At 61.7% G+C, this 24420-nt stretch carries 19 protein-coding genes and 1 riboswitch; of the genes, 8 read left to right on the top strand and 11 right to left on the bottom strand.

Annotated elements, in window-relative coordinates; genetic code table 11:
* Positions 1–84: 84 nt before the first annotated feature.
* A complete protein-coding gene (locus tag D0550_RS08485) occupies positions 85–984 on the bottom strand; it encodes an NUDIX hydrolase (RefSeq protein WP_153067092.1) in 900 nt (299 codons plus the stop codon).
* Positions 985–1001: 17 nt separating this feature from the next.
* Between D0550_RS08485 and D0550_RS08480 the strand changes: the two genes are divergently transcribed.
* Positions 1002–1964 carry a hypothetical protein gene (locus D0550_RS08480; protein ID WP_116808676.1) on the top strand — a complete coding sequence of 321 codons (963 nt, stop codon included), beginning with the start codon at positions 1002–1004 and terminating at the stop codon, positions 1962–1964.
* 78 nt (positions 1965–2042) lie between these two features.
* Here D0550_RS08480 and D0550_RS08475 read toward each other — a convergent pair whose 3' ends face one another.
* On the bottom strand, positions 2043–3128 hold the full coding sequence (locus D0550_RS08475; protein WP_116808675.1) for a zinc-binding dehydrogenase: 1086 nt from the start codon (positions 3126–3128) through the stop codon (positions 2043–2045).
* Positions 3129–3352: 224 nt separating this feature from the next.
* Between D0550_RS08475 and D0550_RS08470 the strand changes: the two genes are divergently transcribed.
* The 3 genes from D0550_RS08470 (at position 3353) to bglX (ending at position 8295) form a co-directional block, all read left to right on the top strand.
* Positions 3353–3814, top strand: coding sequence for a (2Fe-2S)-binding protein (locus D0550_RS08470; RefSeq protein ID WP_116808674.1), 462 nt, complete (start codon positions 3353–3355; stop codon positions 3812–3814).
* A gap of 10 nt (positions 3815–3824) precedes the next feature.
* Positions 3825–6008, top strand: coding sequence for a xanthine dehydrogenase family protein molybdopterin-binding subunit (locus tag D0550_RS08465; protein WP_116808673.1), 2184 nt, complete (start codon positions 3825–3827; stop codon positions 6006–6008).
* 145 nt (positions 6009–6153) lie between these two features.
* Entirely contained in the window at positions 6154–8295 is a 2142-nt protein-coding gene (gene bglX / locus D0550_RS08460; RefSeq protein WP_349770708.1) for a beta-glucosidase BglX, read from the top strand.
* A gap of 7 nt (positions 8296–8302) precedes the next feature.
* Here bglX and D0550_RS08455 read toward each other — a convergent pair whose 3' ends face one another.
* The gene (locus D0550_RS08455) at positions 8303–10336 is read right to left on the bottom strand and encodes a carboxypeptidase-like regulatory domain-containing protein (RefSeq protein WP_116808671.1); all 2034 of its coding nucleotides are present in this window, start codon (positions 10334–10336) and stop codon (positions 8303–8305) included.
* Positions 10337–10557: 221 nt separating this feature from the next.
* Between D0550_RS08455 and D0550_RS08450 the strand changes: the two genes are divergently transcribed.
* Positions 10558–11133: a hypothetical protein gene (locus tag D0550_RS08450; RefSeq protein WP_153067091.1), complete on the top strand. Its 576-nt coding sequence runs from the start codon at positions 10558–10560 to the stop codon at positions 11131–11133.
* Here D0550_RS08450 and D0550_RS08445 read toward each other — a convergent pair.
* From D0550_RS08445 to D0550_RS08410, 8 genes are all read right to left on the bottom strand, one after another.
* Complete coding sequence (locus D0550_RS08445) at positions 11117–13609, bottom strand: chemotaxis protein CheW (protein WP_161965708.1); 2493 nt, start codon at positions 13607–13609, stop codon at positions 11117–11119. The two genes, D0550_RS08450 and D0550_RS08445, sit on opposite strands and share 17 nt — an antisense overlap.
* A gap of 153 nt (positions 13610–13762) precedes the next feature.
* A complete protein-coding gene (locus tag D0550_RS08440) occupies positions 13763–14461 on the bottom strand; it encodes a histidine phosphatase family protein (protein ID WP_116808668.1) in 699 nt (232 codons plus the stop codon).
* 120 nt (positions 14462–14581) lie between these two features.
* Complete coding sequence (locus D0550_RS08435; protein WP_116808667.1) at positions 14582–14794, bottom strand: hypothetical protein; 213 nt, start codon at positions 14792–14794, stop codon at positions 14582–14584.
* A 289-nt stretch (positions 14795–15083) separates the two neighbouring features.
* On the bottom strand, positions 15084–15662 hold the full coding sequence (locus tag D0550_RS08430) for a hypothetical protein (RefSeq protein WP_116808666.1): 579 nt from the start codon (positions 15660–15662) through the stop codon (positions 15084–15086).
* Between the two features lie 35 nt (positions 15663–15697).
* On the bottom strand, positions 15698–16069 hold the full coding sequence (locus D0550_RS08425) for a response regulator (protein ID WP_116808665.1): 372 nt from the start codon (positions 16067–16069) through the stop codon (positions 15698–15700).
* 141 nt (positions 16070–16210) lie between these two features.
* Positions 16211–16978 (bottom strand): ABC transporter ATP-binding protein, encoded by a 768-nt coding sequence (locus D0550_RS08420; RefSeq protein WP_116808664.1) that lies wholly within the window; start codon positions 16976–16978, stop codon positions 16211–16213.
* 1 nt (position 16979) lies between these two features.
* Entirely contained in the window at positions 16980–17792 is an 813-nt protein-coding gene (locus D0550_RS08415) for an ABC transporter permease (protein ID WP_116808663.1), read from the bottom strand.
* 6 nt (positions 17793–17798) lie between these two features.
* On the bottom strand, positions 17799–18878 hold the full coding sequence (locus D0550_RS08410; protein WP_116808662.1) for a putative urea ABC transporter substrate-binding protein: 1080 nt from the start codon (positions 18876–18878) through the stop codon (positions 17799–17801).
* 94 nt (positions 18879–18972) lie between these two features.
* Positions 18973–19071, bottom strand: a riboswitch (guanidine-I (ykkC/yxkD leader).
* A gap of 239 nt (positions 19072–19310) precedes the next feature.
* Between D0550_RS08410 and D0550_RS08405 the strand changes: the two genes are divergently transcribed.
* The 3 genes from D0550_RS08405 (at position 19311) to D0550_RS08395 (ending at position 24321) form a co-directional block, all read left to right on the top strand.
* A complete protein-coding gene (locus tag D0550_RS08405; protein ID WP_116808661.1) occupies positions 19311–20048 on the top strand; it encodes an urea amidolyase associated protein UAAP1 in 738 nt (245 codons plus the stop codon).
* Positions 20048–20698, top strand: coding sequence for an urea amidolyase associated protein UAAP2 (locus D0550_RS08400; RefSeq protein WP_116808660.1), 651 nt, complete (start codon positions 20048–20050; stop codon positions 20696–20698). Before D0550_RS08405 ends, D0550_RS08400 begins: the two co-directional genes overlap by 1 nt.
* A gap of 116 nt (positions 20699–20814) precedes the next feature.
* Positions 20815–24321, top strand: coding sequence for a 5-oxoprolinase/urea amidolyase family protein (locus tag D0550_RS08395; protein WP_116808735.1), 3507 nt, complete (start codon positions 20815–20817; stop codon positions 24319–24321).
* The last annotated feature ends 99 nt before the right edge of the window (positions 24322–24420 follow it).

Raw genomic sequence — 24420 nt, 5'->3', positions numbered from 1 at the left:
GATCGCGATCGATCGTTGTTATGCGCTCCGTGCCAAGGACTCTAGTCTGGCGCCAAGGGACATGCATTCATATATTTTGTTGTGTCAACGCTCGCTGGTGCGCGATGGCAGTGCGCGCAAACATTGCGGATATGTAACGTTCGATGGCACGCCGTCGCCGCTTAATACGTGATATTCCGAGTCCCACGGCATGACGATCATACGTTCGTCTTTGCGTATCTTGGGCAACACCGGCACGACGTCTCGCTGCGCTTCAGCAGCGAGGATTGCATTCAGCGAAACGTGCTGTCGCACACTGGCGTCAAGCTCCATCAGGTTGTAAAGCGTCGGCCGCGAAACCTTCATCGTTCCGTCATGCGCAGCTGCGATGAGCGACGCTGGCGTCATCCAGCACATCTCGGTCGCTTCGATGCTATCGACGGTCGCGCTCTGTTCCGGCGGCAAGCTGGCGAGGTAGAAGCGAGTGTCGAATCGCTTCGGCACCGGCGATGGAGTGATCCAGTGCGACCAGTACACCAGACGGCGCACGTCCAGGTACAGGTGTTCCTCCTGCAGCGAGGTGGCAAACAGCTCGGGTTGTGAGACGATTGCGCGTTGTCGGCCATGCAGTCGCGCCAGTCGCTCGCTCCCACAATGGTGTCCTTCCGCAGTCGTCGCCAGCAGCACACCCGTTTCCTCGAACGTCTCGCGAGCGGCCGCGACGGCCAGCCCCAAACACGTAGTGGCAGGCAACGCGTTGCCTGCCAGATCGCGCAGGCGATGGCAGCCGGCGCGCGCAATCTCCGGGATCAATGCGAGCGACTGCGCCGATGTGTCGGCGGGGCACAGCGTGCCGCCCGGAAATACCCACATACCGCCCATGAACGCGAGGTTTTCGTGTCGACGCGTCAACAAGACTTCGATCGCGCCCTGCTGTTCGCGCAGCAGGAGGACGCTGGCCGCGGGACGAGGCACAACAGGTTGCGGGTTGGTGGGTTGGCTCACGGTATAGGACTGCTCCGGTGAAGCGCGCTCACTGGATCGCGCTGCTGGTGATCGGGATTTTGCTGGTGGCCGTGGTGTTCGCGCCAGTCCCCGGCGACACGCGCTGGATCAGGACACTACACAACTCGGCACACGCGCCCATTTTCGGCAGCGTTTCGCTATTGACGCTGTTCATCGTGCGCGGTCATCCGCGCTTCGCGTCCATCGGCCTGGTGGGACAATATGCGCTGGCACTGGCGGCGGCGCTGTTGCTCGGCGTCCTGACCGAGCTGCTGCAGATTCCGGTGGGCCGTGACGCCAGTGTGGAAGACGCAGTACACGACGTCATCGGTGCCGCCGCGCTGCTGGGGATTTTTGCGGCGTTCGATTCGCGAGTACGCGCGACGGCGCATTCAAGCATCGTTCGACTGGTTGCTGCGACCATCGGCATCGTGGCGCTCATTGTCGCCGCTGCGCCGGTGACTCGAGCGGCCATCAAGTATCAGCAGAGGGAGGGGCGCTTTCCGGTGGTGGCGGACTTCACCGAGCGCTACGACCGCTACTTCATCCTGCAGCAGTCGGCTGAGTTCTCGCAGGCAAAGCTGCCCGAGCCGTGGGCGAGCAAAGCGGGAGAAGAGGCGATGCACGTGCAGCTGCTCGACGGTCCTTATCCCGGACTGGACTTCATCGAGCTGCGGCCGGACTGGAGCGGGTACTCGGCGCTGGCGGTCGACCTGACCAATCCGACGCCGCTGGCCCTGCATCTGGTGCTGAGAGTGCACGACGCCGCCCACAACAATCAGCCGACCGATCGATTCAGCCGTCGTTTCGAGCTGCCGCCCCGGACGCGTCAGGTCATTCGCATTCCATTGCAGGATGTGGCCGCCGGTCCGAGCACGCGTGAGCTGGATCTGCGCAATGTCGCGGAGATGATTATCTTCCGGACTGACGACTCGCCACGCGCGAACGAGCTTTATCTCTCGCGCGCGTGGCTGGAATAAAATGGGACAGAGCTAATTTCCCCTGCGTCAGCTCGGTAAGGCGGTCAGATCTGCGAAATTAGATCTGTCCCCTTTCAATCAGAGCACGATCACGGTGCGGATCGATTCACCCTTGCGCATCAGCTCGAAGCCTTCGTTGATTTGCTCGAGCTGGAGTCGATGCGTCACCAGCGAATCGAGATCGATTTTCTTGTCGACGTACCAGTCGACAATCTCCGGCAGCTTGGTGACGCGCGCGCCGCCCATGTAGCAGCCCGTCCAATGACGTCCCATCATCAGATGGCCCGGATATGAAGTGACCTCCGCGCCCTGCGGAGCGACGCCGACCACATAGCTCGTGCCCCAGGCCGGATTGGTGCATTCGAACGCCTGGCGCATGACTTGAGGATTGCCGATGCATTCGAAGGTGTAGTCCGCGCCGCCGGCGGTCAGCTTCATCAAATGACTGGTGAGTTTCTCGACCGCCTTGGGATTGACGAAGTCGGTCGCACCGAACTGGCGGGCGATGGCTTCCTTGGCCGGATTGGTATCGACGCCAATGATCTTCTTTGCGCCTGCCAGGCGAGCGCCTTGCACGACATTCAGGCCGATGCCGCCGAGACCGAAGATGACGACCGAGCTGCCAGCTTCGACCTTGGCCGCAAACAGTGCGGCACCCAGGCCGGTGGTGGCACCGCAGCCGATGTAGCAGATCGGATCGAACGGCGCGTCATCGCGCACCTTGGCCAGCATGTTTACCGGCAGCACCGAATAGTCCGCGAATGTGCCGAGCCCCCACAGCTGCGACACCGGCTTGCCGTTCAGCGAGAAGCGCGATTCGCCGGGCTTCAGGCGCGAGAACGCTTCGACGCACAGATTGGTCTTGGTGGAATGACAGTATCCGCACTTTTCGCAGTGAGGAATCAAGAAGGGAATGACATGGTCGCCCGGTTTGAACTTGGTGACGCCGGGGCCGCAGGCCACGACCACACCGGCAGCCTCATGACCCAGCAGAGCAGGGAACGCCCAGGGCAGCTTGCCCTCATACACGTGCAGATCGGAATGGCACAGGCCGGTGCTCTTGATGTGCACCAGGACTTCGCCTTCGCGCGGATCGTCCAGTTGCAGCGTCTCCATTACGAAGGGTTGGTTCGGGCCATGCACGACGGCGGCGCGGACTTCCATTGGCACGATGCTGATCCCCTTCGATTCGTAGAGTGGAGCGCGAGCCTACGCACATCGACCGGGTGGAGCAATCGGCCAGAGCACCGCAGTTTCTGGTCTTGATGAATCTCGACTTTCGGCGATGCGCTGTGCGGAATCCGGCAGGATTGTGCAACCCGCGTGCAGCGATGCCAGAGTAAGATCCGGCTCACTCCAGGTAGCCACTCGCCAACCCGAGGTCTCTTATGATCACGCTCGATATCAACGGCCAGCAGGTCCAGACCGACGCCGAGCCGGATACCCCATTGCTGTGGGTATTGCGTGACCATCTGGGCATGACCGGCAGCAAGTTCGGCTGCGGCAAGGCGCTTTGCGGGGCTTGCACTGTGCACATCGATGGCAATGCCACGCGCAGCTGTGTGCTGCCGGTGGCGGCGGTAGCGTCGAGCAAGATCTCGACCATCGAAGCGGTCGGTCAGTCGAAGGTAGGCAAGGCCGTGCAGGACGCCTGGATTGCCGAAGACGTGCCGCAGTGTGGTTACTGCCAGTCGGGGCAGATCATGAGCGCGACCGCTCTGCTCACCACCAATAACAAACCAACCGACGCCGATATCGATGCCGCGATGTCCGGCAATGTATGTCGTTGCGCCACATATGTGCGCATCCGCGCGGCGATCAAGCGCGCCGCTGGCACGTTGACGACCTGAGGAGACGAACATGAGCGCAGTCGAACAAGATACGGTGATACAAGCGACTCGTCGTGACGTGCTGAAGGGCGGCGCCGTGTTGACGGTAGCCATGTGGCTGCCCGCCAGCGGAGTGCGAGCCAACAATGCGGAGGCAACGAAGGCCGGCACATTCGTGCCGAATGCGTTCGTGCGTATCGATGAGGACAGCACCGTGACCGTGCTGTCCAAGCACGTCGAGATGGGTCAGGGCTCATACACGGGCCTGGCGACCATCGTTGCCGAGGAGCTCGACGCCGACTGGAGTCAGATCCGCGTCGAAGGCGCGCCCGCCGACGCGAAGCTTTATAACAATCTCGCGTTCGGCCCGTTCCAGGGCACGGGCGGCAGCACCGCGATCGCGAATTCGTACGATCAGCTGAAACAGGCGGGCGCTACTGCGCGCGCCATGCTGGTGGCTGCAGCGGCCAATCGTTGGAATGTGCCGGCGAACGAGATCACGATTGCTGCGGGCGTCGTTCAGCACAAGTCCGGCAAGTCGGCCCGCTTCGGTGAGCTGGTGGCCGATGCGTCAAAACTGCCGGTGCCGACCGAGGTCAAGACCAAGGATCCGTCGACTTACAACCGCATCGGCAAGAGCGCCGCGCGCGTCGACAGCAAGGCGAAGTCGACCGGCAAAGCCATTTTCACTCAGGACTTCAAACTGCCCGGCATGCTGACTGCCGTCGTTGCTCATCCGCCGCGCTTCGGTGGCAAGGTGAAGAGCTTCGATGCCAGCAAGGCGAAGGAGATCAAGGGCGTGAAGTCCGTGGTCGCCTTCGAAACGGCGGCGCGCTCGGGTGTCGCCGTGGTCGCGACGGATTTCTGGTCGGCCAAAAAGGGCCGTGACGCGTTGACCATCGAGTGGGACGAGTCGAATGCCTTCAAGCAAAGCTCGGACGAGATGCTGAAGGAATATCGCGAGCTGACCAAACGGCCCGGCGACATCGCGAAACAGGAAGGCGATGTCGAGAAGGCGTTTGCTTCGGCGGCACGCACCTTCGAGGCGACCTACGAGTTCCCGTATCTGGCGCACGCGGCGATGGAGCCGATGAATTGCGTCGTGCAGATCGGCCAGAACTCGTGCGAGATCTGGAACGGCGAGCAGTTCCAGACCGCGGATCAGATGGCGGTGGCGAAGCTGCTGGGCCTCTCGCCGAAAGACGTGAAGATCAATCAGCTCTATGCCGGCGGCAGCTTCGGCCGTCGCGCCAATCCATTGTCGGACTATGTCGTCGAGACTGCCGCTATCGCCAAGGCAGTGGGCACGACGGATCCGGTGAAACTCGTGTGGACGCGTGAAGACGACACGCGCGCGGGCTTCTATCGCCCGATGTACGTCCATTGGCTGAAGGCTGGCGTGGATGCGCAAGGCAAGATCGTCGCCTGGCAGCATCGCATCGTCGGTCAATCGATCACGCGCGGCACGCTGTTCGCGAGCCCGGGCAAGATCGATAACACTTCGGTGGAAGGCGCACAGAATCTGCCGTATCAGATTCCGAATCTGCAGGTGGAGCTGCACACCACGGAGCCGAAGGTGCCCGTGCTGTGGTGGCGCTCGGTGGGTTCGACTCATACGGCATTCGCTACGGAATGTTTCCTCGACGACATCGCGCGCGAGACCAAGCAGGACGCGTATCAGCTGCGTCGTGCATTGCTGGCGAAACATCCACGTCATCTGGCTGTGCTGGATCTGGTGGCCGAGAAGTCAGGTTGGAAGAAGAAGCGTGCGGCCGATGAGATTTATGGCCTCGCGTTGCACGAGTCCTTCAACAGCGTGGTCGGTCAAGTGGCCAAGCTGAAGAAGACGCCGAACGGCCCCAAGCTGGTCAGCGTGGTGTGTGCGGTGGACTGCGGTATTGCCGTGAATCCAAACATCATCGCCATGCAAATGGAGTCGGGCATCGGTTACGGATTGTCCGCTGCGCTGATGGGCGCAGTGACCTTGAAGGAAGGTCGGGTCGAACAGGGCAATTTCGACGACTACCCGGTCCTGCGCATCAACGAGATGCCGGCCGTCGAGACGCACATCGTGCCGTCGAAGAACAAGCCCACCGGCGTGGGTGAGCCGGGCACCCCGGTGATCGCGCCGGCGCTGGCCAATGCGTTGGCGCAGATCGATGGCAAACCGGTGCGCGTGTTGCCGCTCTCGGCGCAGGGAGTGAAGCTGGCATAATGCCTCGATGGCAGCCGCTTTTACTCGTCGGAAATTTCTACTCGGTGCGTCGTCTCTCACGCTGCTCGCTTTCGCCGAGCGGGCAGCGTGTGCGAGCTCGCTCAGCAAAAGTGCCGAAGATCACATCGAAGCACTGATCGCGAAAATGACCATCCAGGAAAAGGCTGGGCAACTCAGCATCTTTTCCGATGGTACGCGACGGGTGCCGGCAGCCGTGATCAATCCCGAAGCCGGGCCGCCGGTCGACGACGATCTCGCGCAGCGCGTGCGCGAGGGGCGCTTGATTGGCGTTTTCAACGGGTTTGGCGCAGCAGGTGCCCGTGCCATCCAAAGAATCGCGGTCGAAGAGTCGCGGCTGAAGATTCCGCTGATCTTCGGTGCCGATGTTTTACACGGCCTGTACACGATCTTTCCTATTCCCCTGGGTGAAGCAGCGAGCTTCGATCCGCAGCTGGCCGAGCGGACCGCGCGCGCGGCTGCTATTGAATCCACAGCCAATGGCGTGCACTGGACGTTCGCACCGATGGTCGACATCGGTCGCGATCAGCGGTGGGGGCGTGTCGCCGAGGGCTCGGGCGAAGATCCTTATTTGGGCTCAGTGCTCGCAGCGGCACGCGTGCGTGGATTTCAGGGCAAGAGTCTCACCGATGAGGACAGCCTGCTCGCGTGCCCCAAACATTTCGTCGCCTATGGTGCGGCCATGGGCGGTATGGATTACAACACCGTCGAGATGTCCGAGCAGACCTTACACGAGGTCTATTTGCCGCCGTTCAAAGCGGCATTCGATGCCGGCGCACTGTCCACGATGAGCTCGTTCAACGACATCAACGGCGTGCCGATGTCCGCCAATCGCAAGCTGATGACGGGACTGTTGCGGGACCAGTGGAAATTCCGCGGCATGGTGGTCTCCGACTACACCGCCGACATGGAACTGGTGAAGCATGGTGTCGCCAAGAACGATCGCGAAGCGACCAAGCTCGCCATCCTTGCCGGCGTCGACATCAGCATGCAGAGCGATTTCTACAACTTGTATTTACCGGAGCTGGTCGCGAGCGGCGAGCTGCCCATGGCGGTGGTCGATGAATCGGTGCGACGCGTGTTGCGTACTAAATATTTGCTCGGCCTGTTCGACAATCCGTATCGCTCGCTCGATCCGGAGGTCGAGAAGCGGAACACGATGACACCGGAGCTACGCGCCGTGGCGCGCGAGAGTGCGCGAGCTTCCATCGTGTTGCTCAAGAATGAAGGGAATGTGCTGCCGCTGCCGAAGTCCGGAAAGAAGATCGCGCTGATCGGTCCATTCAGCAACGACACGCTGAATCTCGCCGGGCCTTGGGCGCCATTCGCCAAGCCCGATCATGTCGTCAGTGTCGAGCAGGGTATGCGTGCGGTGCTGGCCGATAAGTCGCTGTTGACCGTGACGCTGGGCTCGATGATCGAGAAGCCCATGGACGGCGGTATCGAAGCTGCCGTAGCCGCGGCCCGTGCGGCCGATGTGGTCGTGCTCGCGATTGGCGAAGGGCAGGACATGTCGGGCGAAGCGCAATCGCGGACACAGATCATCGTGCCGCCCCCTCAGCAGCAACTGGTCGAAGCTGTCGCCAAAGTTGGCAAGCCGCTCGTCGTGCTGTTGCGAAACGGCCGCGCGCTCGCGCTCGAAGGCGCTGTGCGCAATGCGCAGGCGATCGTTACGAGCTGGTTTCTCGGCACCGAGACGGGCAGTGCAATTGCCGATGTGCTGTTCGGAGACTACAGCCCGAGCGGGCGGCTGCCGGTCAGCTTTCCGCAAGATTCCGGGCAGGAGCCGTACTTCTACAACCGCCGAACGACAGGTCGGCCGCAAGGAAATGAAGGCCCTGCGTTCAAAGCGCGTTATCGCGAGGTGTCGAACGAGGCGCTGTATCCGTTCGGTCACGGGCTCACTTATTCGCGCTTCGAGTACAGCGCGCCCAAGTTCAGCACCGAGAAGCTGGCTTGGAATGCGACCCTGACCATCACCGCCAGAATCACGAACGTGGGAGCGCGCGAAGCAGAGGAAGTCGCGCAGCTCTACATTCGTGATCGCGCGGCGAGCATGACTCGCCCCATTCGAGAGTTGAAGGGTTTTCAGAAGATTCGCTTGCCGCCGGGTGCGTCCACCGAAGTGCAGTTCACGCTGACGCGTCGGGAGCTGGCGTTCTATAACGAGCAGATGCAGTTCGTCGCCGAGCCAGGCGAGTTCGATGTCTGGATCTCACCGTCAGCGACCACAGGTGTCAGCAGGCGCTTCGAGCTGCTGGCGGGTTGAGTTGGCGTCAATGGCGTTGCAGGCTCACCTCCAGCGGCTGGCCGTTCCAAGCGGTGATTTCGATCGGGTAGTAGCCCTGAGCGGCGATTCGTAACGAGCTGCCAGCCAGGCCGCTGGGCAAATAGCTCACACCGTTCTGATCTATTTGCAACTGCATGACGACATTGGGTGAGCCGTTGTAAATCTCGACCACGCTGATGCTGGCTGGCGATTTGCCGCTGTCCCCGTCGCGTGCTCTGATCTGGACGCCGCGCGCGGGACGCATGTAGATCGCCATGTCCGAGATTGGTGAGCCGTACGAGAGCGGCGCTCGATAGAGCTCATAACCGGGCTTGTACGCAGTCATTACGAAATCGCCGGGTTGCAGCCCGCGAATGCCGAACTGGCCGAAATGATCGGAGCGGTCCAGCAGTGTGCTGTGATGCAAAGCAGGCCGCGCCGCTCGGACATTGACGAGCGCCCCTACCACAGGCGCTTCGCTGCCTTCTTCGAACACACGGCCTGACAGCTGCGCATCGGGTACCTCGATATCGAATACGGTGTCGCCGGAGACGTGCACGGGCGGACTGCTATAGGACGACTCCACCGCCAGCACGTACTCACCCTTCGGTACGTCCTCGATCGCATAGTCCCCGTCGTTTGACGAGATCGCGCTTAGCTGCAGCTGCTCATTCTCGTCCGCCGACAATGTGTTCGCGGCGAGCTGGACTCCGCCCAGTGGCTTGCCGCCACGGGTCACGCGTCCGGTCAAGCGCGCTCCCGTTCTGAGCTCGAAATTGACGGTGAGATCTTGGTTCGGACGCATCTCGACTTGCCTGCTCAGTCGTCCGCGCCGGGGAGTGATGACCTCGATCAAGACCTGACCGGGCGCAACGCCGCGGATTTCAAAAGCGCCACGCTCATCAGGATTAGCTTGCGGTGTCATGCCGGTCCCGCGGCTCATGGCATAGGCTAGAACCATCGTTTCCATGTGCTCGTCGGGTCGCAAGCCCGAGATCACGCCGCGGATACTGTGTCCGGCCGTCATGGGCAGCACGATGCCCTCGAGCTGTTCGTTGTGTGCCAGCACCAACTCGCGCTCGCCATTCAGTCCGCCGCCCCGGCCGGCGAGCCGATAACGGCCGGCGGGCAATTGGAAGAAGGTGAATTCTCCAGCCGGGCCAGTCGACGTCTGCATGGCGGTGTTTTCATCGAGATTGGAGAGGTTGACCTCACCTTGCACCGGAGTGAGTGCATCGGTGCCGGCGAGGTATCCGCTTACCGCGCCGCCCTTGGAGAGCGCGATTTCGACCGGCGCGTTTTTTCCGCCGACGAACGTCTCGATCTCTCTAGTCACATAGTTGTCCGCGTTTACTTCGAGGCGAATGGCGCCGGGTGGCACTCCGGCGAGAGTGAATGAGCCGTCCTTGTGTGAGCGCACTGATGGACGCAGGCGGAAGTTCCCTTCGTATCGGCCCACGGAGGCTTCACGAAAGACGATCGTTGCCGAGGCGATGCCATTCCTCGTGATCTCATCGACGATGCGGCCGCGCAGTGAGAGGCCCGTGAGCATTGGGATCAATATCTCTTGCGGTTGTTCGCCCTCGGAGATGCGCACATCGGGCATGTCGAATCGCTGGTAGCCCGCGGCTGTGGTGAAAACCGACCATGTGCCTGTGGGCAGGCCGCGGTACGTAAAACGTCCATCCTGGGTTCGGAACGATTGCTTGATCTGCCGTGGTGGATCTTTTGACGGGCGTGGCTGCTGCAACTCCACTGTGAATTCGCGAATCGGTTCGCGAGAGACGGCATCGATGACGCGGCCGCTAAACACGCCGGGGCCCATCGGCGCCTTATAGGGAACGACGTGATCTACTTTGGAATCTTTGCGCGGGGCCTGGACGATTTCAGCGATCTGTCCACTGGGCGTGTTCGATGCGGCGCCGACGGGTGAATCGGCGGGAGCCGCTTCGTCGTTGTCGAAGCGCACGACCCATCGACCTAGCAGCGCCAGGCACAGCACCAGCCCGAGAACGAGCGCGAGGGTGCGGCGGCGATCCATGATGAACAGCCTGAAGCGAAGCCCGCACCGAGCATACTCCTCGCATGGATTGCTCGCTTCAGGCCCGTCAGTCAACCCAGCAACTGTCGGTCTTCTTGCCAAATCACTCGCGCCAGTTTGTTGACGGATGCGCAATTCAGCGGCGCAGCAAGCGTCTGAGCGAGGCCGGCATGCAAATTGCTCCGACTGATCCGTCCAACGCTCGAGCTGCGATTCGCTACATGTCAAACGCCAAGTTCTTCGCTTCGATGATGTTGACTGCTCTGTGTGCGCAGGCGGCGCATGCGACCTCCGGGTCCACCAAGGCTCTCGAAGGCATGTGGTGCAGTCAGGATGCAGGTGCCGGCGAAACCATCGTGCAGTACTCGGCGACGGACTCTGCGGTGACTGCGTTCACCGTGCTGTCCGAAGCGGACCCTCGTCGGATCGGCAGCCAGGCATCGATTCAGTTGACGGCAGAGGCTCCGAACGTGTTCGTGCGTCGCGCGCTGGTGGGGGCGGATGAGGAATTCAGCGTGCAGAGCGAGCAGCTCACTGTGAACTCGCTGTGGATCTCGAATCGCGGCACCAGCAAAGAAACGCGTCAGGTGCTCGCCAGCCAGATCTATTACAAGTGCGATGTGGGTCAGGCGCTGCGCCGGGCCCAGGCGTTCATGTCGTCGCCAAAGGCAGAGCAGGCCACGAGACTGGCGCTGCTGCGTGACGAGCAGATTGAGCTGGATACCGTCCGCAACGCCAGCAAGGATGCGTACTACGCCGGCTTGATTCGCCAGTTGAAGCTCAACCCGCGGCTCTGAGCTGCGTCACCGACGCCAGCGGCTGCGATAACTTGAAGCCGGCCGCACCTGCGTAGATCAGCAGCTGTTCGATATTCATCAGCATGAGCACCGGCTCTGCCGCGTGCTCCGGCCGGACGGCGCGGTCGAGAATGGCGGCGCCGCGAACATTCAAATCGCCCACCGGCAGGATGCGGCTGACGGCAATCTCGGGAATGTCCGCCAGCTCCTCGACCAGCAGACCAAACAATTGCCCCGTTTCCACTGCGCGCACGACGATCACGTTGCGCGCTTCGGTGCCCGGGCCGGCATGTAGCAGCTGACCAAGATCGATCACCGGCAGCGGAGATTCTCGATACATCAGCAGGCCCGCGTGCCAGGCAGGTGCGTTCGGAATCGGACGGATGTGCGTACCGTCGAGCGCTTCGACGATATCGTTTCGTTGCAAGCCGAGGCGCTGCTGGCCGCAGTAGAACGTGGCGATATCGATCATGGGCTCTTGCGCGACCGCACGGCGATGGGTCTGCGTCTCGGCCCGTCGCACGACGCGCTCGATTGCCTCGCCCAGCGGAATGAGGATCAGGCTGAACGCGCCCATGCCGGTGTACTCGCGATATCCGGACGTCTTGCGCATGCCGACCGCGTAATGAGTGCCATTCATGCAAACGGTCTGCGGCGCGTTGCCATGCGCGCTCAGTAGTTCTCGAGGCAGATCGACAGTATCGCCGGGCTCATAGTCGGAGGTGGCCGCAATGACGGTCATGCGTGAGTCGACGAATAACCCGATGCATCCGCTGACGATGTCACCCGACTCGGTGCGAGGCAGCGCATCGCGCAGCATGGCTTTGAACTGTGGCGCCGAGTCGAACACGATGCCGATGCCGCCGACCACGCGACGGGCTTCGTTGTGAAGCGCAGCGCCATAGATCAACGTGTGTTGGCCGCCGTAGAGATCGCTGCGAGCGAATGCTGAAACCGCGTACTGCTGCGAGTCGCGAAGCTCCAGCGTGGCAGCAACCCAAGGTTCTTGGATCGTGCTGCCGACCTTGCTTGCATGCGCACGATTGGAAACCGCAACGATGCGGCTGTCGGCGTCGAACAACACTATATCGTGATAGACGGTGTAGAGGCTGTTGATGTGGCGCAGGATCTCGCCGGCATCGCGGTCGCCGCCGTTCGCAAGATGGCGGCTCAATGCGCCGTTCAGTGCCCACCAGCGGCAATCGTTCGCGCGCTCGTAGAGATTCCGATCGAGCACATCGACCGCAAGCGAGGCAAGCAGCTGCGCATCATCGAGAATCGATGACACGACCGTTTCCTGCAGCTCACTGATGGAGTGCTCGAATGTGTCCTGAGTGCGACGGCCGGCGTTGCCGATCTCGCGCAGCAGGACTTTGGTGAAATCGCTGCCAGTATCCGTGCTGGTCGCGAGGCGGACGTTGCCGTTCCACACCGTACGATTCAACTCGCGCTGAATGGCGTCGGCCTGCACAGGAATCTTGCGCAGGGCAGGGGAGAAGATGGTTTGACTCTCACGCAGGGCTGCGAGCAATTCACGCGGAATCGTATTCGCACCGTCGCCGGTCTGGCTGTCGAACGCATGTTCGATCGGCAGCATCGCATGTCCGTACCAACCAGGGCCCATGTAACCCTGATAACCCTGAGTGCGACACGTGACCGCGAGGTATTCGCGGCCCCCGAATCGAATGATGCGGCCGCCGGCATCGAGCACGACGGGCATCGGTGCGCCGACGGAAACCTGCCAGGCATCGCTGCTGGCGAGCACCGTTCCGTGCTCGTCGAGAAAGCAGAACACAGTCCAATCGTCCTCGGCGCGCAGCTTGTCGAAGATGCCGGCGACTTCATCTTCGAAGCGAAAGCACAGGCACAGCACGCCTTCCACGCGCGAGCCGTCGCCGACGCGGAAGGAGTAGACGAGATTGCGATCCGACTCGGGCAGCAGATCGATGCGCCCAAACGTCTCGACGTAACCCTGGCGAGTCGTGAGCGTGCGTTTCAGCAGTTCGTGCGACGTACGCTCGACGCTGTGCCGATCGTCCAGACGAACGAGGACTGCACCGTCCGCATCCAGCAATACGACGTCGTGATAGACAGAATACTTGCCGATGTACTCGCGGAAGCGACCGCGTAGACGATCGTTCAATTTCCTGAGCTGAGCGCCTTCGGTGCGGCGCTGGCGCAGATAGTCACGAATGTCATCGTCAATCGCGAGAAAGCCGATGTCGGCGGTGCGCTCGAACAGGTTGCGCACGATCACGTCGATGGCGATCTGGCCGCGCGCTTTCAGCGCCAGCATCGCTTTCTTATATGTTTCCTCGCTCAGGCTGTGCACGAGGTCGTTGGCCAGGCCTTCGAAGGCCTGGCGCGTGCCACTCATGTCGGCGCCGTCGCCGCGCAGATGTGACAACAACGAAAGTGTGTCCCACGAGCCCTGCAGGCTGGCCAGGCGGGCGCGATAGTCCTCTACTGAGGACATATGACGTACCACCGCTGCCTTGACCATTGATTGCTGTCCCTAGTTGGGGGCCTTGTCAGACAGATAACGGCCCGCGGCGCAGCAACCTTGAAAAGTAAAATGCGCGCTGGTTCGCGATTTCTCGCGTCCAGAGCATGCACGGTTATTGTGCAATCATCTGTATGTAATCAAATGCCTGCGCTCTGCACTGTCCAGGTGCGGCAGGCCGTTGAACATGGACAGCGAGACCTTCTCCGCGCTGTAGATCAAGCGCGTAATGGATGCGTTGTGAACGGCCCAGTTGAGCTCGATGCCGATGTGATTCGACAAGCCCATTACGTGCGCCACGACGGTGCCGATGACGCCCCCCGAGGTGCTGACGATCAACGTTTTCGAGCGACCTTCGGTGCGCATGATGTTTGCTAGCGCCGCGGTGATGCGCCCGTGAAAGCCGCGCCACGGCGTCATTTCTTCGGCTTCGATCTGCGCCTCCACCCAGGCGCGGGCGGCGCGTTCCAGGAAGAATTGAAACTTGCGACGGTCGGTTTTCAACTCGGGCCAACCTGCTTCCGCGAGTTGTTCCGGCGTCAGCGATTGCGCGAACGTGTGCAGGATGACGTCGCTTTCGTATTCATCGAACGCGGGCTCGATGGCAAGCGGCGGCGCCGCGCTGGCGAAGGATTCGGCGATGAGCTCGGCGGTCTCAGTTTGCCGGCGCAGTGAGCCGGAATAGATGCGGTCGATGGGTTCGCCCAGTGCCGCGAAATACTCGCCGAGCTGGCGGGCTTGTTCGCGGCCAGTGGCAGATAGTTGATCGTAGTTGTCGGTGCCAAAAGACGCCTGTCCGTGACGGACCAGATAGATCGTGCTCATGCGCCCAGTGTAGCCGGGCGCGAGCAATTACATCGGCATGCTGGTATTTCTGCCCAGCGGGACGTTGCCGGCGAACGCGGTCGGCGAGGGTCGAATCACGCCGACCGATTGAGCCGCGTGTTAGTGATTCGCGGCCGTGCGCTTCTCGGGCTTCGGCTCGACCGGGCCGAGGTCGGTGATCTCAACAGCCCACGAGCGTTCCTGCACCTGGCTGATTTCCACGCTCGGCACCTCCGAGGGCGGGCTGAAGAGAGCCGACGAGGCCCACAAAGCCGCTCCGACCAGCGCGAACGCGCCGGCAATGCCAACGATCTGTTGAGACTTGATCACCATGACTTCGGCTCCCCTAAGGCTGCATCCTGCGCTCGCTACGGCTGATCGACGGTCGCAACGATAGCTTCCTGAAGATTCCACACCGTGCTTCACATCACACGGCCTCGGTAAGCGCGCCGCAAAAAACTGCAAAACGCGATGCGTTTCTCAGCTTCATATTTAAGCGCCGTCACATCGTGGAAATATTTGCAGGGAAACGCCCAAGAGCGCAGTGCGGCGCCGACGTTATGGAATATCGCGAGGGAATAAAAAACGCCGTGCTGTTGAGCACGGCGTTGCAAAGCAAGGATCAGAACAGCTCGATATCGCCGGAGGTGCCGACGCGGATGGTCTGCGTGCTCTGATGGATGTGATCGCGAGCTTCGTCGGCGGACGCGCCTTCCACCATCATCTGGAAGATCTGTTTCTCTTCCTCGGTGCGATACAAGCGCTTCAGGGTCGTGAACAGACGACGCCACTGCTCGCGCTGCGTGGCCTGGGCGCGATCACAAACAAACAAGGCGAGTGTCGACAGGCTGTAACGCACGTGGCCGAGCCGTTGCGTGAGCTTGTCGTAGAACTGGAAGGCAACGACGGCGGAGGTCATCTGCCGTTCGATGGCTTCCATCTGCTTTTTCAGATCGAGATCGCCGAGCGCTGCGCGCTGTTCCGGCGTGAATTTGGCGGCGGCGGCCTTCATGGTGCGAGCGGTCTCGGCCAGCCCGGAAAACGCTTTGACCAGCGAGTCCACGGCCAGGTCGGATTCACACGTCGCCGATTCCACCTGCGCTTCGCACAGCTCGAGCATCTGCGCGATCTGTTGTTCGGGCGTCCAATCGGCGAGCGGCGCTGCTTCGGCGTTGGCGATTTCTATGGATGTGGGCAGCATGAACGGGTCACCGCGGCTCGTGGCTTGCAGGGGCTTCAGAGCACTCGGGCGATGGTCGCCAGCAGCTGGTCGGGATTGAACGGCTTGACGATCCAGCCGGTCGCGCCGGCCTGCTTGCCGCGCATCTTGGTTTCCGGACCGGACTCGGTGGTCAGCACCAGCATCGGCGTGAACTTGTAGGTGTCCAGGCCGCGCAGCTCCTTGACCAGCGTGATGCCGTCCATGCGAGGCATGTTGACGTCGGTCAGCACCAGATCCACGCCGCGACCCTTGGCCAGATCCAGGGCTTCGACGCCGTCGGCAGCCTGAATCACCTCGTAGCCAGCACCTTCGAGGGTGTAGCGGACCATCTGCCGCATGGACGCTGAATCGTCCACGGCGAGAATTGACTTCGAGGCTCCAGACATTACATGGCTCCAATTACACAGAATCTGGTCGGTCACAGCGGGGATGACCGCATCGTTTGCCGTATTAACGGCGCATGCTGCAGGGAGTTGAGTCGGGGGTTCCCGGAATGAGCGGCCGGTCGCACTCCGGCATCGCGATGGCTAGCGCACCAGTTCGGCCGTGAGGGCCGGCAGGGGCATGGCGTGCTTTTTCCGGTTCAGCGGAATGTCGTATGTCACAGTGGCGCCATAGCGCTCCGGTGCGTGCGGGTCGTGACGACGTTTGTCGAACACCAGCAACCGCGTGCCGAGCTGGAAGCTCTCCTTCAGATCGTGCGTGATCATGAAGATGGTCATGCGGTTGGCCTGCCACAGGCGCAGGATGATTTCATGCATATCGGCCGTGATGCCCGGGTCTAAAGCGCCGAACGGCTCGTCGAGCAGCAGGATCTTGGGCTCGCGGATCACTGACTGGGCTATGGACAGGCGCTGCTGCATGCCGCCCGAGAGTTGCGACGGATACTTGTCGCGCGCCGTGTGCAATCCGATCGCTTCGAGCAGGCTGTCGGCCTTCTCCAGCGCCTCGCGACGCCGGGTCCCGAACAGCTTGCCCAGCCAGCGTGAGCCGGAGAACTCCAGGCCGAGCAAAAGATTGTCGAGCACGCTCAAGTGCGGGAACAGTGAGTAACGCTGGAACACGATACCGCGATCGGGGCCCGGCTCGGGAGGTACCGGTCGGCCGTCGATCAGCAGCTGGCCTTTGGTGGGCTGCTCGACCCCGAGCAACATGCGCAGGAACGTAGTCTTGCCGCAGCCAGACGCGCCAATGATGGTGACGAACTCGCGATCGGCGATGTGCAGGTTCAGATTCTCCAGCACCACCTGATCGCCATATTCCTTCCACAGATGTTTGACCGTGACGGCAGCCATCTCAATGCATCTCCGCCCAGGGGAACAGCCGCGCTCGCGTCTTTCGTAACAACCAGTCCATGGTGTACGCGAGCAGCGTGATCCAGATGACGTAGGGCAGGATGACGTCCATCGCCAGATATCGACGTACCAGGAAGATGCGATAGCCGAGCCCTTCGGTGGACGCGATGGCTTCGGCGGCGATGAGAAAGAGCCAGGCAGAGCCGAGCGTCAGTCGGAGTGCGTCGATGAGGCGCGGCCAGAGTTGAGGCAGGATGACGCGGGTCGACAGCAGCCAGCTCGACGCGCCCAGGGTCTGCGCTTTGATGAGCTGCTCTTTGGGCAGTTCGCCGGCGCGCAATGAGACATCACGGACGATGCAGGGAGCCACGCCAAAGACGATCAATGCGATCTTCGCGACTTCACCGAGGCCGAGCACGATAAAAAGAATAGGCAGGATGGCCAGCGGCGGAATCATTGCGAGTGCGGCCACGAAGGGGCCCAGCAACGAACGCACGACGGGCAGAGCACCAATGGCGAGTCCACCGACGATGCCGATGAGTGCGCTGATGCCGAGCGCAATCAGCAGGCGCTTCATGCTCGCGCCGGTGTCCAGCCACCAGAGGACCTCACCGCTGCGTCGGTCCTCTTCGACGGCGTAGCTCTTCAGCGTATCCACCAGAGCGCTTGGCGCCGGCAGCAGCTTGTCGTCCGGATTGTCGGCGAGCCGGGTCGCCGAGCCGAATAAGTAGGCTGCGATCAACAGCAGAAACGGCAGCGCGCCGAGAGCCAGCGCGCCGCCGCGAGAGGGATAAAGATTGACCAGGCGTGGCATCGGCGGTTAGAGCGTGCCGTCCGCTGCCATCTTCATGTAGCTGGCGTCGAATCTCATCTTCACGCTCTTCGCGTTGCCCAGCGTCTTGCCGCCGGGGAACTCGATGCCGACTGCATCAATGGTCTTCGCGCCATCACCGAGGAGTCCATGATCGAAGGAGAACTTGCGCACCAGGTCCATGGTCTTGATTACCGCCGGGCCGGTCGCGAACGCGTGCGCTTCCGCCGGCGTCCAGAACATCTTCGTGGTCGCCAGCTGGCTGTTGAATCCCGCCAGGTCCGTGCCCGACGCCTTGGCCATGTGCTCCAGCGCTTTCGGATCTTTCGCCGCCATCAGCTTCATTGTTTCATACCAAGCACCGACCAACGCCTTCGCCAGCTTCGGGTTGTCTTTGAGCGTGGTGGTGTTGACGACCATCATGTCGATGATCTCGCCCGGAATCTTGCTCGAATCGAACACCAGCTGCGCATCCTTCGCTGCCACGATCTCACTGAGCTGCGGCTTCCACGTTACCGTCGCTTTCGTGTCCGCGGCGGCGTATGCGCCGACGATGTCGGCATCGGACGTGTTGACGACCTTGATGTCACGCTCCTGCATTCCGGCTGTTTCCAGCGCCCGGGCGAGCAGGTAGTGCGAGACCGAGAGCTCCACGAGGTTGACCGGCAGCCCTTTGATGCTGGCGAGTGTCTTGCCTTTGCCTTTCAACACCACGCCATCGTTGCCGTTGGAGAAGTCGCCGATGATCAGCGCCGTGGAGTCGACGCCGCCTGCTGACGGAATGGTCAGCATGTCCATGTTGGTCATCACGCAGCCGTCGAAGCCGCCGGCGGTGTACTGATTGATGGACTCGACGTAATCGTTGATCTGAGTGAGCTGAATGGAGATGCCGTATTTGTCGGCCCACTTCTTCAAGATCCCGCTCTGCGCCGCGTAGTCCCACGGCATCCAGCCGACGTAGATGCTCCAGGCGATCTTGAACGATTTCTTCTCGGCGGCGTGCGCCGCCGGCACCAGTGCCAGCAACGTCAGGGTCAGCAGCGCGACCCGCAGCAGGCGATACAGAAGCGATTGAGCGTGGGAAAGCATTCAGCGTCTCCTCTTATTGGACAGGCCACTCGAGTCGAGTGCCGGAAGACGCATCCCGCCAGAATAAATGGGGAGGCCGCCTGCCAGCGCGCAAACCTCCCGGGCTTTTATCCCGCCGTGTATCCAGCCTCGTCACTGGACTGCCTCTCTCGGACCAGCATCGCAAGCGACCGGAACCCTAGAGGCAAATTGCAATGTTTGAGTTTGCAAGGCGCGTGCCGGTCGCCGTGCACTGGATTTGCCGCCGCGCGCGTCGCGAGGAACGGTCATCGCTGCATTCAAATGGCGCGCCGAATTGTCGTGCTCGCACACAAGCGGTGCGTCTGTGTGGGCGAATGATCGCTCCAGCAAGTGGCGGTGGCGCTGAAATGCACGAGCAGCGTGCTTGGTACGCTCCTTGCTCTGGGCATCCCAAGTCAACGCGGACTTGTGATGGGTATGAGAATGGCCGAAGGCGCGCCGTACTGGATGCTTTGGGAAGAACTGGTCGTCGGCGGAGCCCATTGGTCTGGGCTGCTGCGGCGAGGCACGACCATGCGGCTGACCGATGTCGCCGGCGGCGGCAATGTCTCGGCGCTGTTCTACAACTACGACGACCGGATCGAGCGTTACAACATGGCCGACACGCTCAAGGCCCAACACACCGCTTATCTCACACGCGGATGCGTGTGCTACTCCGATATGGGCCGGGTGATGTGCTCGATCACCGATGACACCTGCGGGTGGCACGACACGTTATGCGGTGTTACGAGCGCTGCCATGGTCAGCTCGAAGTATGGCGACGCCCGCTATCAGGAACGTCGCAACGACTATCACCGCAATGCTTACGACGGCTTCCTCAATGAGTTGGGCAAGTACGGTCTCGGCAAGCGCGATCTCGCGGCCAACATCAATTTCTTCAGCAAAGTGACTGCCGACGATGACGGCAATCTCAAATTCCACGTAGGGCACTCGACTCCGGGCAGCTATGTCGACCTGCGCTTCGAGATGAACACGTTGGTGGTGTTGGCTGCGTGTCAGCACCCGCTGGACCCAGCAACCGACTATCGGCCCAAGGAGGTGCGGCTGACGACGTGGCATTCCCGTCCGGCCCCGCGCAACGATCCTTGTCGCACGCGCTGTCCCGAGAACGAGCGCGGCTTTCGCAATACAGAGATGTGGTACCGCTGATGCCGCTCAAAGAAAGTTCACTGGACGCGGCGCGGGCGATTCATCGCGAGATTGTCCCGGCGGGCGAACCGTGGATGGGCAGTCTCAAGAAAGGACAGCACTTCCGCATCGTCGATCTCGAAGGCAATCAAGCCGTCGACACGCTGTTCTACAGCGGGGCGTCGCTCGACGAGCGCTACAGCGCGCAGGACACGATCCGCGCGCAGGGAAACATCTATCTGACTGCGGGCACGAAGCTGCTGTCAAACGAAGGCAACGCGATGCTGACGATCGTCGCGGACACCTGCGGTCGTCACGACACCTTGGGCGGCGCGTGCTCGGCGGAAAGCAACACTGTCCGCTATGCGATGGACAAGCGCCACATGCACAGCTGCCGCGACAGCTTTCTTCTGGCGTTGTCGCACTGGGGCGCGAAGTATCACCGCGATTTCGGCAAGCGGGATCTGGCCAGCAACATCAATTTCTTCATGAACGTGCCTGTGACGCCGCAAGGTGAGCTCACGTTTGCCGATGGCATCTCCGCCGCGGGCCGCTACGTCGAGATGCGTGCCGAAATGGATGTGACAGTGTTGATCTCCAACTGTCCGCAGTTGAACAACCCGTGCAATGGCTTTAACCCGACGCCAGTTGAAGTGCTGGTCTGGGATTGACGGCAGGCGACGCTCACGTCGCCACTTGCGGGACGACCCGCGAGTTTCATGACAACGCCGGGACGACCCGGCACTGGGCTTCGGCTGGCACTGCCGGTCGGGTCGAAGGCGTTCTCATGTTCGATAAAGTGCTGATCGCGAATCGTGGCGCGATTGCGTGCCGGATCGTTCGCACGTTGCGGCGGCTGGGCATCCGCTCGGTCGCGGTCTATTCCGACGCCGATCGTCATTCGATGCATGTGGCGATGGCGGACGAAGCCATTCATATCGGCGCCGCGCCGGCCGCTGAAAGCTATCTCCAACAGGATCGCATCATTGCCGCCGCACGAGAGTCTGGCGCGCAGGCAATTCATCCGGGTTACGGCTTTCTGAGTGAGAACGCATCGTTCGCCGAGCGGTGTGCAGCCGCGGGGATCGTGTTCGTCGGGCCCAGCCCGCAGCAGATGCGCAGCTTCGGTCTCAAACATACGGCTCGCGAGTTGGCACAAGCGCAGGACGTTCCGTTGCTACCCGGCAGTGGATTGCTGAGTGGCGCCGAACACGCTGTCCGCGAAGCAGGCGCCATTGGCTATCCAGTGATGTTGAAGAGCACCGCAGGCGGCGGCGGTATCGGCATGCAGCTGTGTCGTAGCGCCGAGGACCTGGCGGCTGCTTATCACACGGTCGAGCGACTCGCTGCGAGCAACTTCAGTCAGGGTGGCGTCTTTATCGAGAAGTTCGTCGAGCAGGCGCGTCACATCGAAGTACAGATCTTCGGCGATGGTCGCGGCCATGTCGTGACGCTCGGCGAACGAGATTGCTCCGTGCAGCGGCGCAATCAGAAGGTGATCGAAGAGACCCCGGCACCCCGGCTCGATGATCGAACGCGACAGCAGTTGTTTGCCTGTGCCGAGCGGCTCGGCCGGAGCGTGGGTTACAAGTCGGCCGGCACCGTCGAGTTCGTGTACGACGATGCGAGCGGTGAATTCTATTTCCTAGAAGTGAATACGCGGTTGCAGGTCGAGCATGGTGTAACCGAGCAGGTGACTGGTGTCGACCTCGTCGAGTGGATGCTTCGGGTTGCCGCCGGCGAGCCACTGGATCTGGTCAGTCGAGTGCCGGCGCGCGGCCATTCCATCCAGGTTCGTGTGTATGCGGAGGATCCAGCGCATCAGTTCCGTCCGTCGAGCGGGTTGCTGTCGCATGTGCAATGGCCGGATGGCGTTCGAGTCGATCATTGGGTCGAGACGGGAGCGGATGTGCCGGCGCACTACGATCCCATGCTCGCGAAGATCATTTCGCATGGGGCCACTCGCGACGAGGCGCTGCAGAAGCTGCAAGGCGCGTTGGCGGCTACGCAGCTCTATGGGATCGAGACGAACCTCGCGTATCTCAGGCGCGTGATTGCTGATGAAGTGTTCCGCGAAGGGCGGCAGACAACCCGCTTTCTCGCGGGGCTCGACTATCGACCGGCGACGGTGGAGGTCATCCAGCCGGGCACGCACACGAGCATTCAAGAGTTTCCAGGGCGCGTGGGGTATTGGGATATCGGCGTGCCACCGTCGGGGCCGATGGATGATCTCGCGTTTCGGCTGGCCAACGAGCTGGTTGGGAATGTTGGAGCGACGGCGGGCCTGGAACTGACGGTCAGTGGCCCGACGCTGAAGTTCAATGCACCGGCGGTGATTGCGCTGTGTGGCGCTCCTATGAAAGCTGAGTTGGACGGCCAGCCGGTGCAGTACTGGACTGCGCTGAAAGTGGCGGCTGGCAGCGTTTTGAAGATGCGCTCGATCGAGGGAGCAGGGCAGCGAACGTATCTCGCCGTGCGTGGCGGGTTCGATGTGCCGACTTATATGGGCAGCCGGGCGACCTTTACGTTAGGCCAGTTCGGTGGACATGCGGGCCGAGCGCTGCGCGCAGGCGATACGTTGCGCTTGCAGGAGGGCGTAGAACTGACAGAGGTTGGTTCGCCATTGCCGGCGTCGCGCATACCGACGTACTCAAATACGTGGACCATTGATGTGATGTCGGGGCCGCATGGCGCGCCTGATTTCTTTACGGACCAAGACATTCAAACGTTCTTCGCCGCCGAGTGGGAGGTGCACTACAACTCCAGCCGCACGGGAGTGCGCTTGATCGGGCCCAAGCCTCAATGGGCAAGAGCGGATGGAGGTGAGGCGGGACTGCATCCGTCCAACATCCACGACAATGCCTATGCCATCGGCGCCATCGACTTCACTGGCGATATGCCGGTCATTCTTGGCCCGGACGGCCCGAGCCTGGGCGGGTTTGTGTGTCCGGCGACGATCATCAGCAGCGAGCTGTGGAAGGTCGGGCAGCTCAGGCCGGGCGATAAAGTCAGGTTCCGGCGTGTCGGTCCGTCCGAACCGGTGCTTCACACACATGCTGCGTCGGTGACGGGTGCGCCGGCTGTCTGCTATCGCCAGGCTGGCGACAACTATCTGCTGGTCGAATATGGGCCGCTGGTGCTTGACCTCGAACTGCGCTTCCGCGTGCACGCGTTGATGGATTGGCTGCAAAGGCAGCGAATTCCCGGCGTGCTCGAACTGACGCCGGGCATCCGCTCGCTGCAGGTCCATTTCGATAGTGCCAACATCTCACAGCGTGCCCTGTTGGACGTCTTGCTGCGCGCAGAAGATGAATTGCCCGCCGTGGATGACATCGAGGTGCCCAGCCGCATCGTATACTTGCCGCTCTCCTGGGACGATCCGGCCACGCGGGTCGCCATCGATAAATACGTGCAATCGGTGCGTAAGGACGCGCCCTGGTGTCCCAGCAATATCGAGTTCATCCGCCGGGTCAACGGTCTCGATTCCATCGACGACGTACGCCGCATCGTGTTCGATGCCAGCTATCTCGTCATGGGGCTCGGCGACGTTTATCTCGGCGCGCCCGTTGCGACGCCGCTGGATCCTCGCCATCGTCTCGTCACAACCAAATACAACCCGGCTCGCACCTGGACACCGGAAAACGCGGTTGGCATCGGCGGCGCCTATCTTTGCGTCTATGGCATGGAGGGCCCGGGCGGCTATCAGTTCGTCGGCCGCACGGTGCAGATGTGGAACCGTCATCGGCAAACGAAGGACTTCAAGGACGGCAAGCAGTGGCTGCTGCGATTCTTCGATCAGCTGCGCTTCTATCCGGTCTCTGCGGATGAGTTGTTACAGATGCGCGAGGACTTTCCCCTCGGCAAGCTCCAGCTGCGCGTCGAAGAAAGCACGCTGAAGTTGCGCGACTATCGGCAGTTCCTTGCTGATAACAACTTCTCGATCGCGGCCTTCAAGGCGCAACAGCAGGCGGCGTTCGAAGCAGAAAGAGAGCGCTGGCGCGCGAACGGTCAGCTCACGTTCGATTCAGAACCGGCCGTTGTCAGCGAAGTCGCGACGGCGACTGTTCCTGCCGGCTGCGAGGCGATCACATCGCCTGTCACCGGCAGCGTTTGGAAACAATCGCTGAGCATTGGTCAACGCATCAACGCCGGCGACGAGTTGCTGGTCATCGAAGCGATGAAAATGGAGATCCCAATCATCGCCGACCAGGCTGGCGAGATCGTCGAGATTCGTAGTGCCGCGGGCCGCGCCGTATCGGCCGGGGAAGTGCTCATCGCGATCAAGCCGGTCTGATCGTCGACTGACTGCTCTTGCAACATAACGTGAGGTTAGCTGAACGGGCTGGCTGAACAGCGCGCCCCCGCCGGCAGGAATTTGCATCCATCGCGCCTG

Source organism: Steroidobacter cummioxidans (assembly GCF_003104955.1).
Note: the sequence above shows the minus strand (reverse complement) of the source record. Positions and strands in the feature narration are given on the sequence as shown.

What these genes read in the sequence shown, in the direction of transcription:
- D0550_RS08475 (WP_116808675.1), bottom strand. Translation starts at nt 3,128, where the DNA reads ATGGAAGTCCGCGCCGCCGTCGTGCATGGCCCGAACCAACCCTTCGTA.
- D0550_RS08470 (WP_116808674.1), top strand. Translation starts at nt 3,353, where the DNA reads ATGATCACGCTCGATATCAACGGCCAGCAGGTCCAGACCGACGCCGAG.
- D0550_RS08465 (WP_116808673.1), top strand. Translation starts at nt 3,825, where the DNA reads ATGAGCGCAGTCGAACAAGATACGGTGATACAAGCGACTCGTCGTGAC.
- bglX (WP_349770708.1), top strand. Translation starts at nt 6,154, where the DNA reads ATGACCATCCAGGAAAAGGCTGGGCAACTCAGCATCTTTTCCGATGGT.
- D0550_RS08455 (WP_116808671.1), bottom strand. Translation starts at nt 10,336, where the DNA reads ATGGATCGCCGCCGCACCCTCGCGCTCGTTCTCGGGCTGGTGCTGTGC.
- D0550_RS08450 (WP_153067091.1), top strand. Translation starts at nt 10,558, where the DNA reads ATGTCAAACGCCAAGTTCTTCGCTTCGATGATGTTGACTGCTCTGTGT.
- D0550_RS08445 (WP_161965708.1), bottom strand. Translation starts at nt 13,609, where the DNA reads ATGTCCTCAGTAGAGGACTATCGCGCCCGCCTGGCCAGCCTGCAGGGC.
- D0550_RS08440 (WP_116808668.1), bottom strand. Translation starts at nt 14,461, where the DNA reads ATGAGCACGATCTATCTGGTCCGTCACGGACAGGCGTCTTTTGGCACC.
- D0550_RS08435 (WP_116808667.1), bottom strand. Translation starts at nt 14,794, where the DNA reads ATGGTGATCAAGTCTCAACAGATCGTTGGCATTGCCGGCGCGTTCGCG.
- D0550_RS08430 (WP_116808666.1), bottom strand. Translation starts at nt 15,662, where the DNA reads ATGCTGCCCACATCCATAGAAATCGCCAACGCCGAAGCAGCGCCGCTC.
- D0550_RS08425 (WP_116808665.1), bottom strand. Translation starts at nt 16,069, where the DNA reads ATGTCTGGAGCCTCGAAGTCAATTCTCGCCGTGGACGATTCAGCGTCC.
- D0550_RS08420 (WP_116808664.1), bottom strand. Translation starts at nt 16,978, where the DNA reads ATGGCTGCCGTCACGGTCAAACATCTGTGGAAGGAATATGGCGATCAG.
- D0550_RS08415 (WP_116808663.1), bottom strand. Translation starts at nt 17,792, where the DNA reads ATGCCACGCCTGGTCAATCTTTATCCCTCTCGCGGCGGCGCGCTGGCT.
- D0550_RS08410 (WP_116808662.1), bottom strand. Translation starts at nt 18,878, where the DNA reads ATGCTTTCCCACGCTCAATCGCTTCTGTATCGCCTGCTGCGGGTCGCG.
- D0550_RS08405 (WP_116808661.1), top strand. Translation starts at nt 19,311, where the DNA reads ATGGGTATGAGAATGGCCGAAGGCGCGCCGTACTGGATGCTTTGGGAA.
- D0550_RS08400 (WP_116808660.1), top strand. Translation starts at nt 20,048, where the DNA reads ATGCCGCTCAAAGAAAGTTCACTGGACGCGGCGCGGGCGATTCATCGC.
- D0550_RS08395 (WP_116808735.1), top strand. Translation starts at nt 20,815, where the DNA reads ATGTTCGATAAAGTGCTGATCGCGAATCGTGGCGCGATTGCGTGCCGG.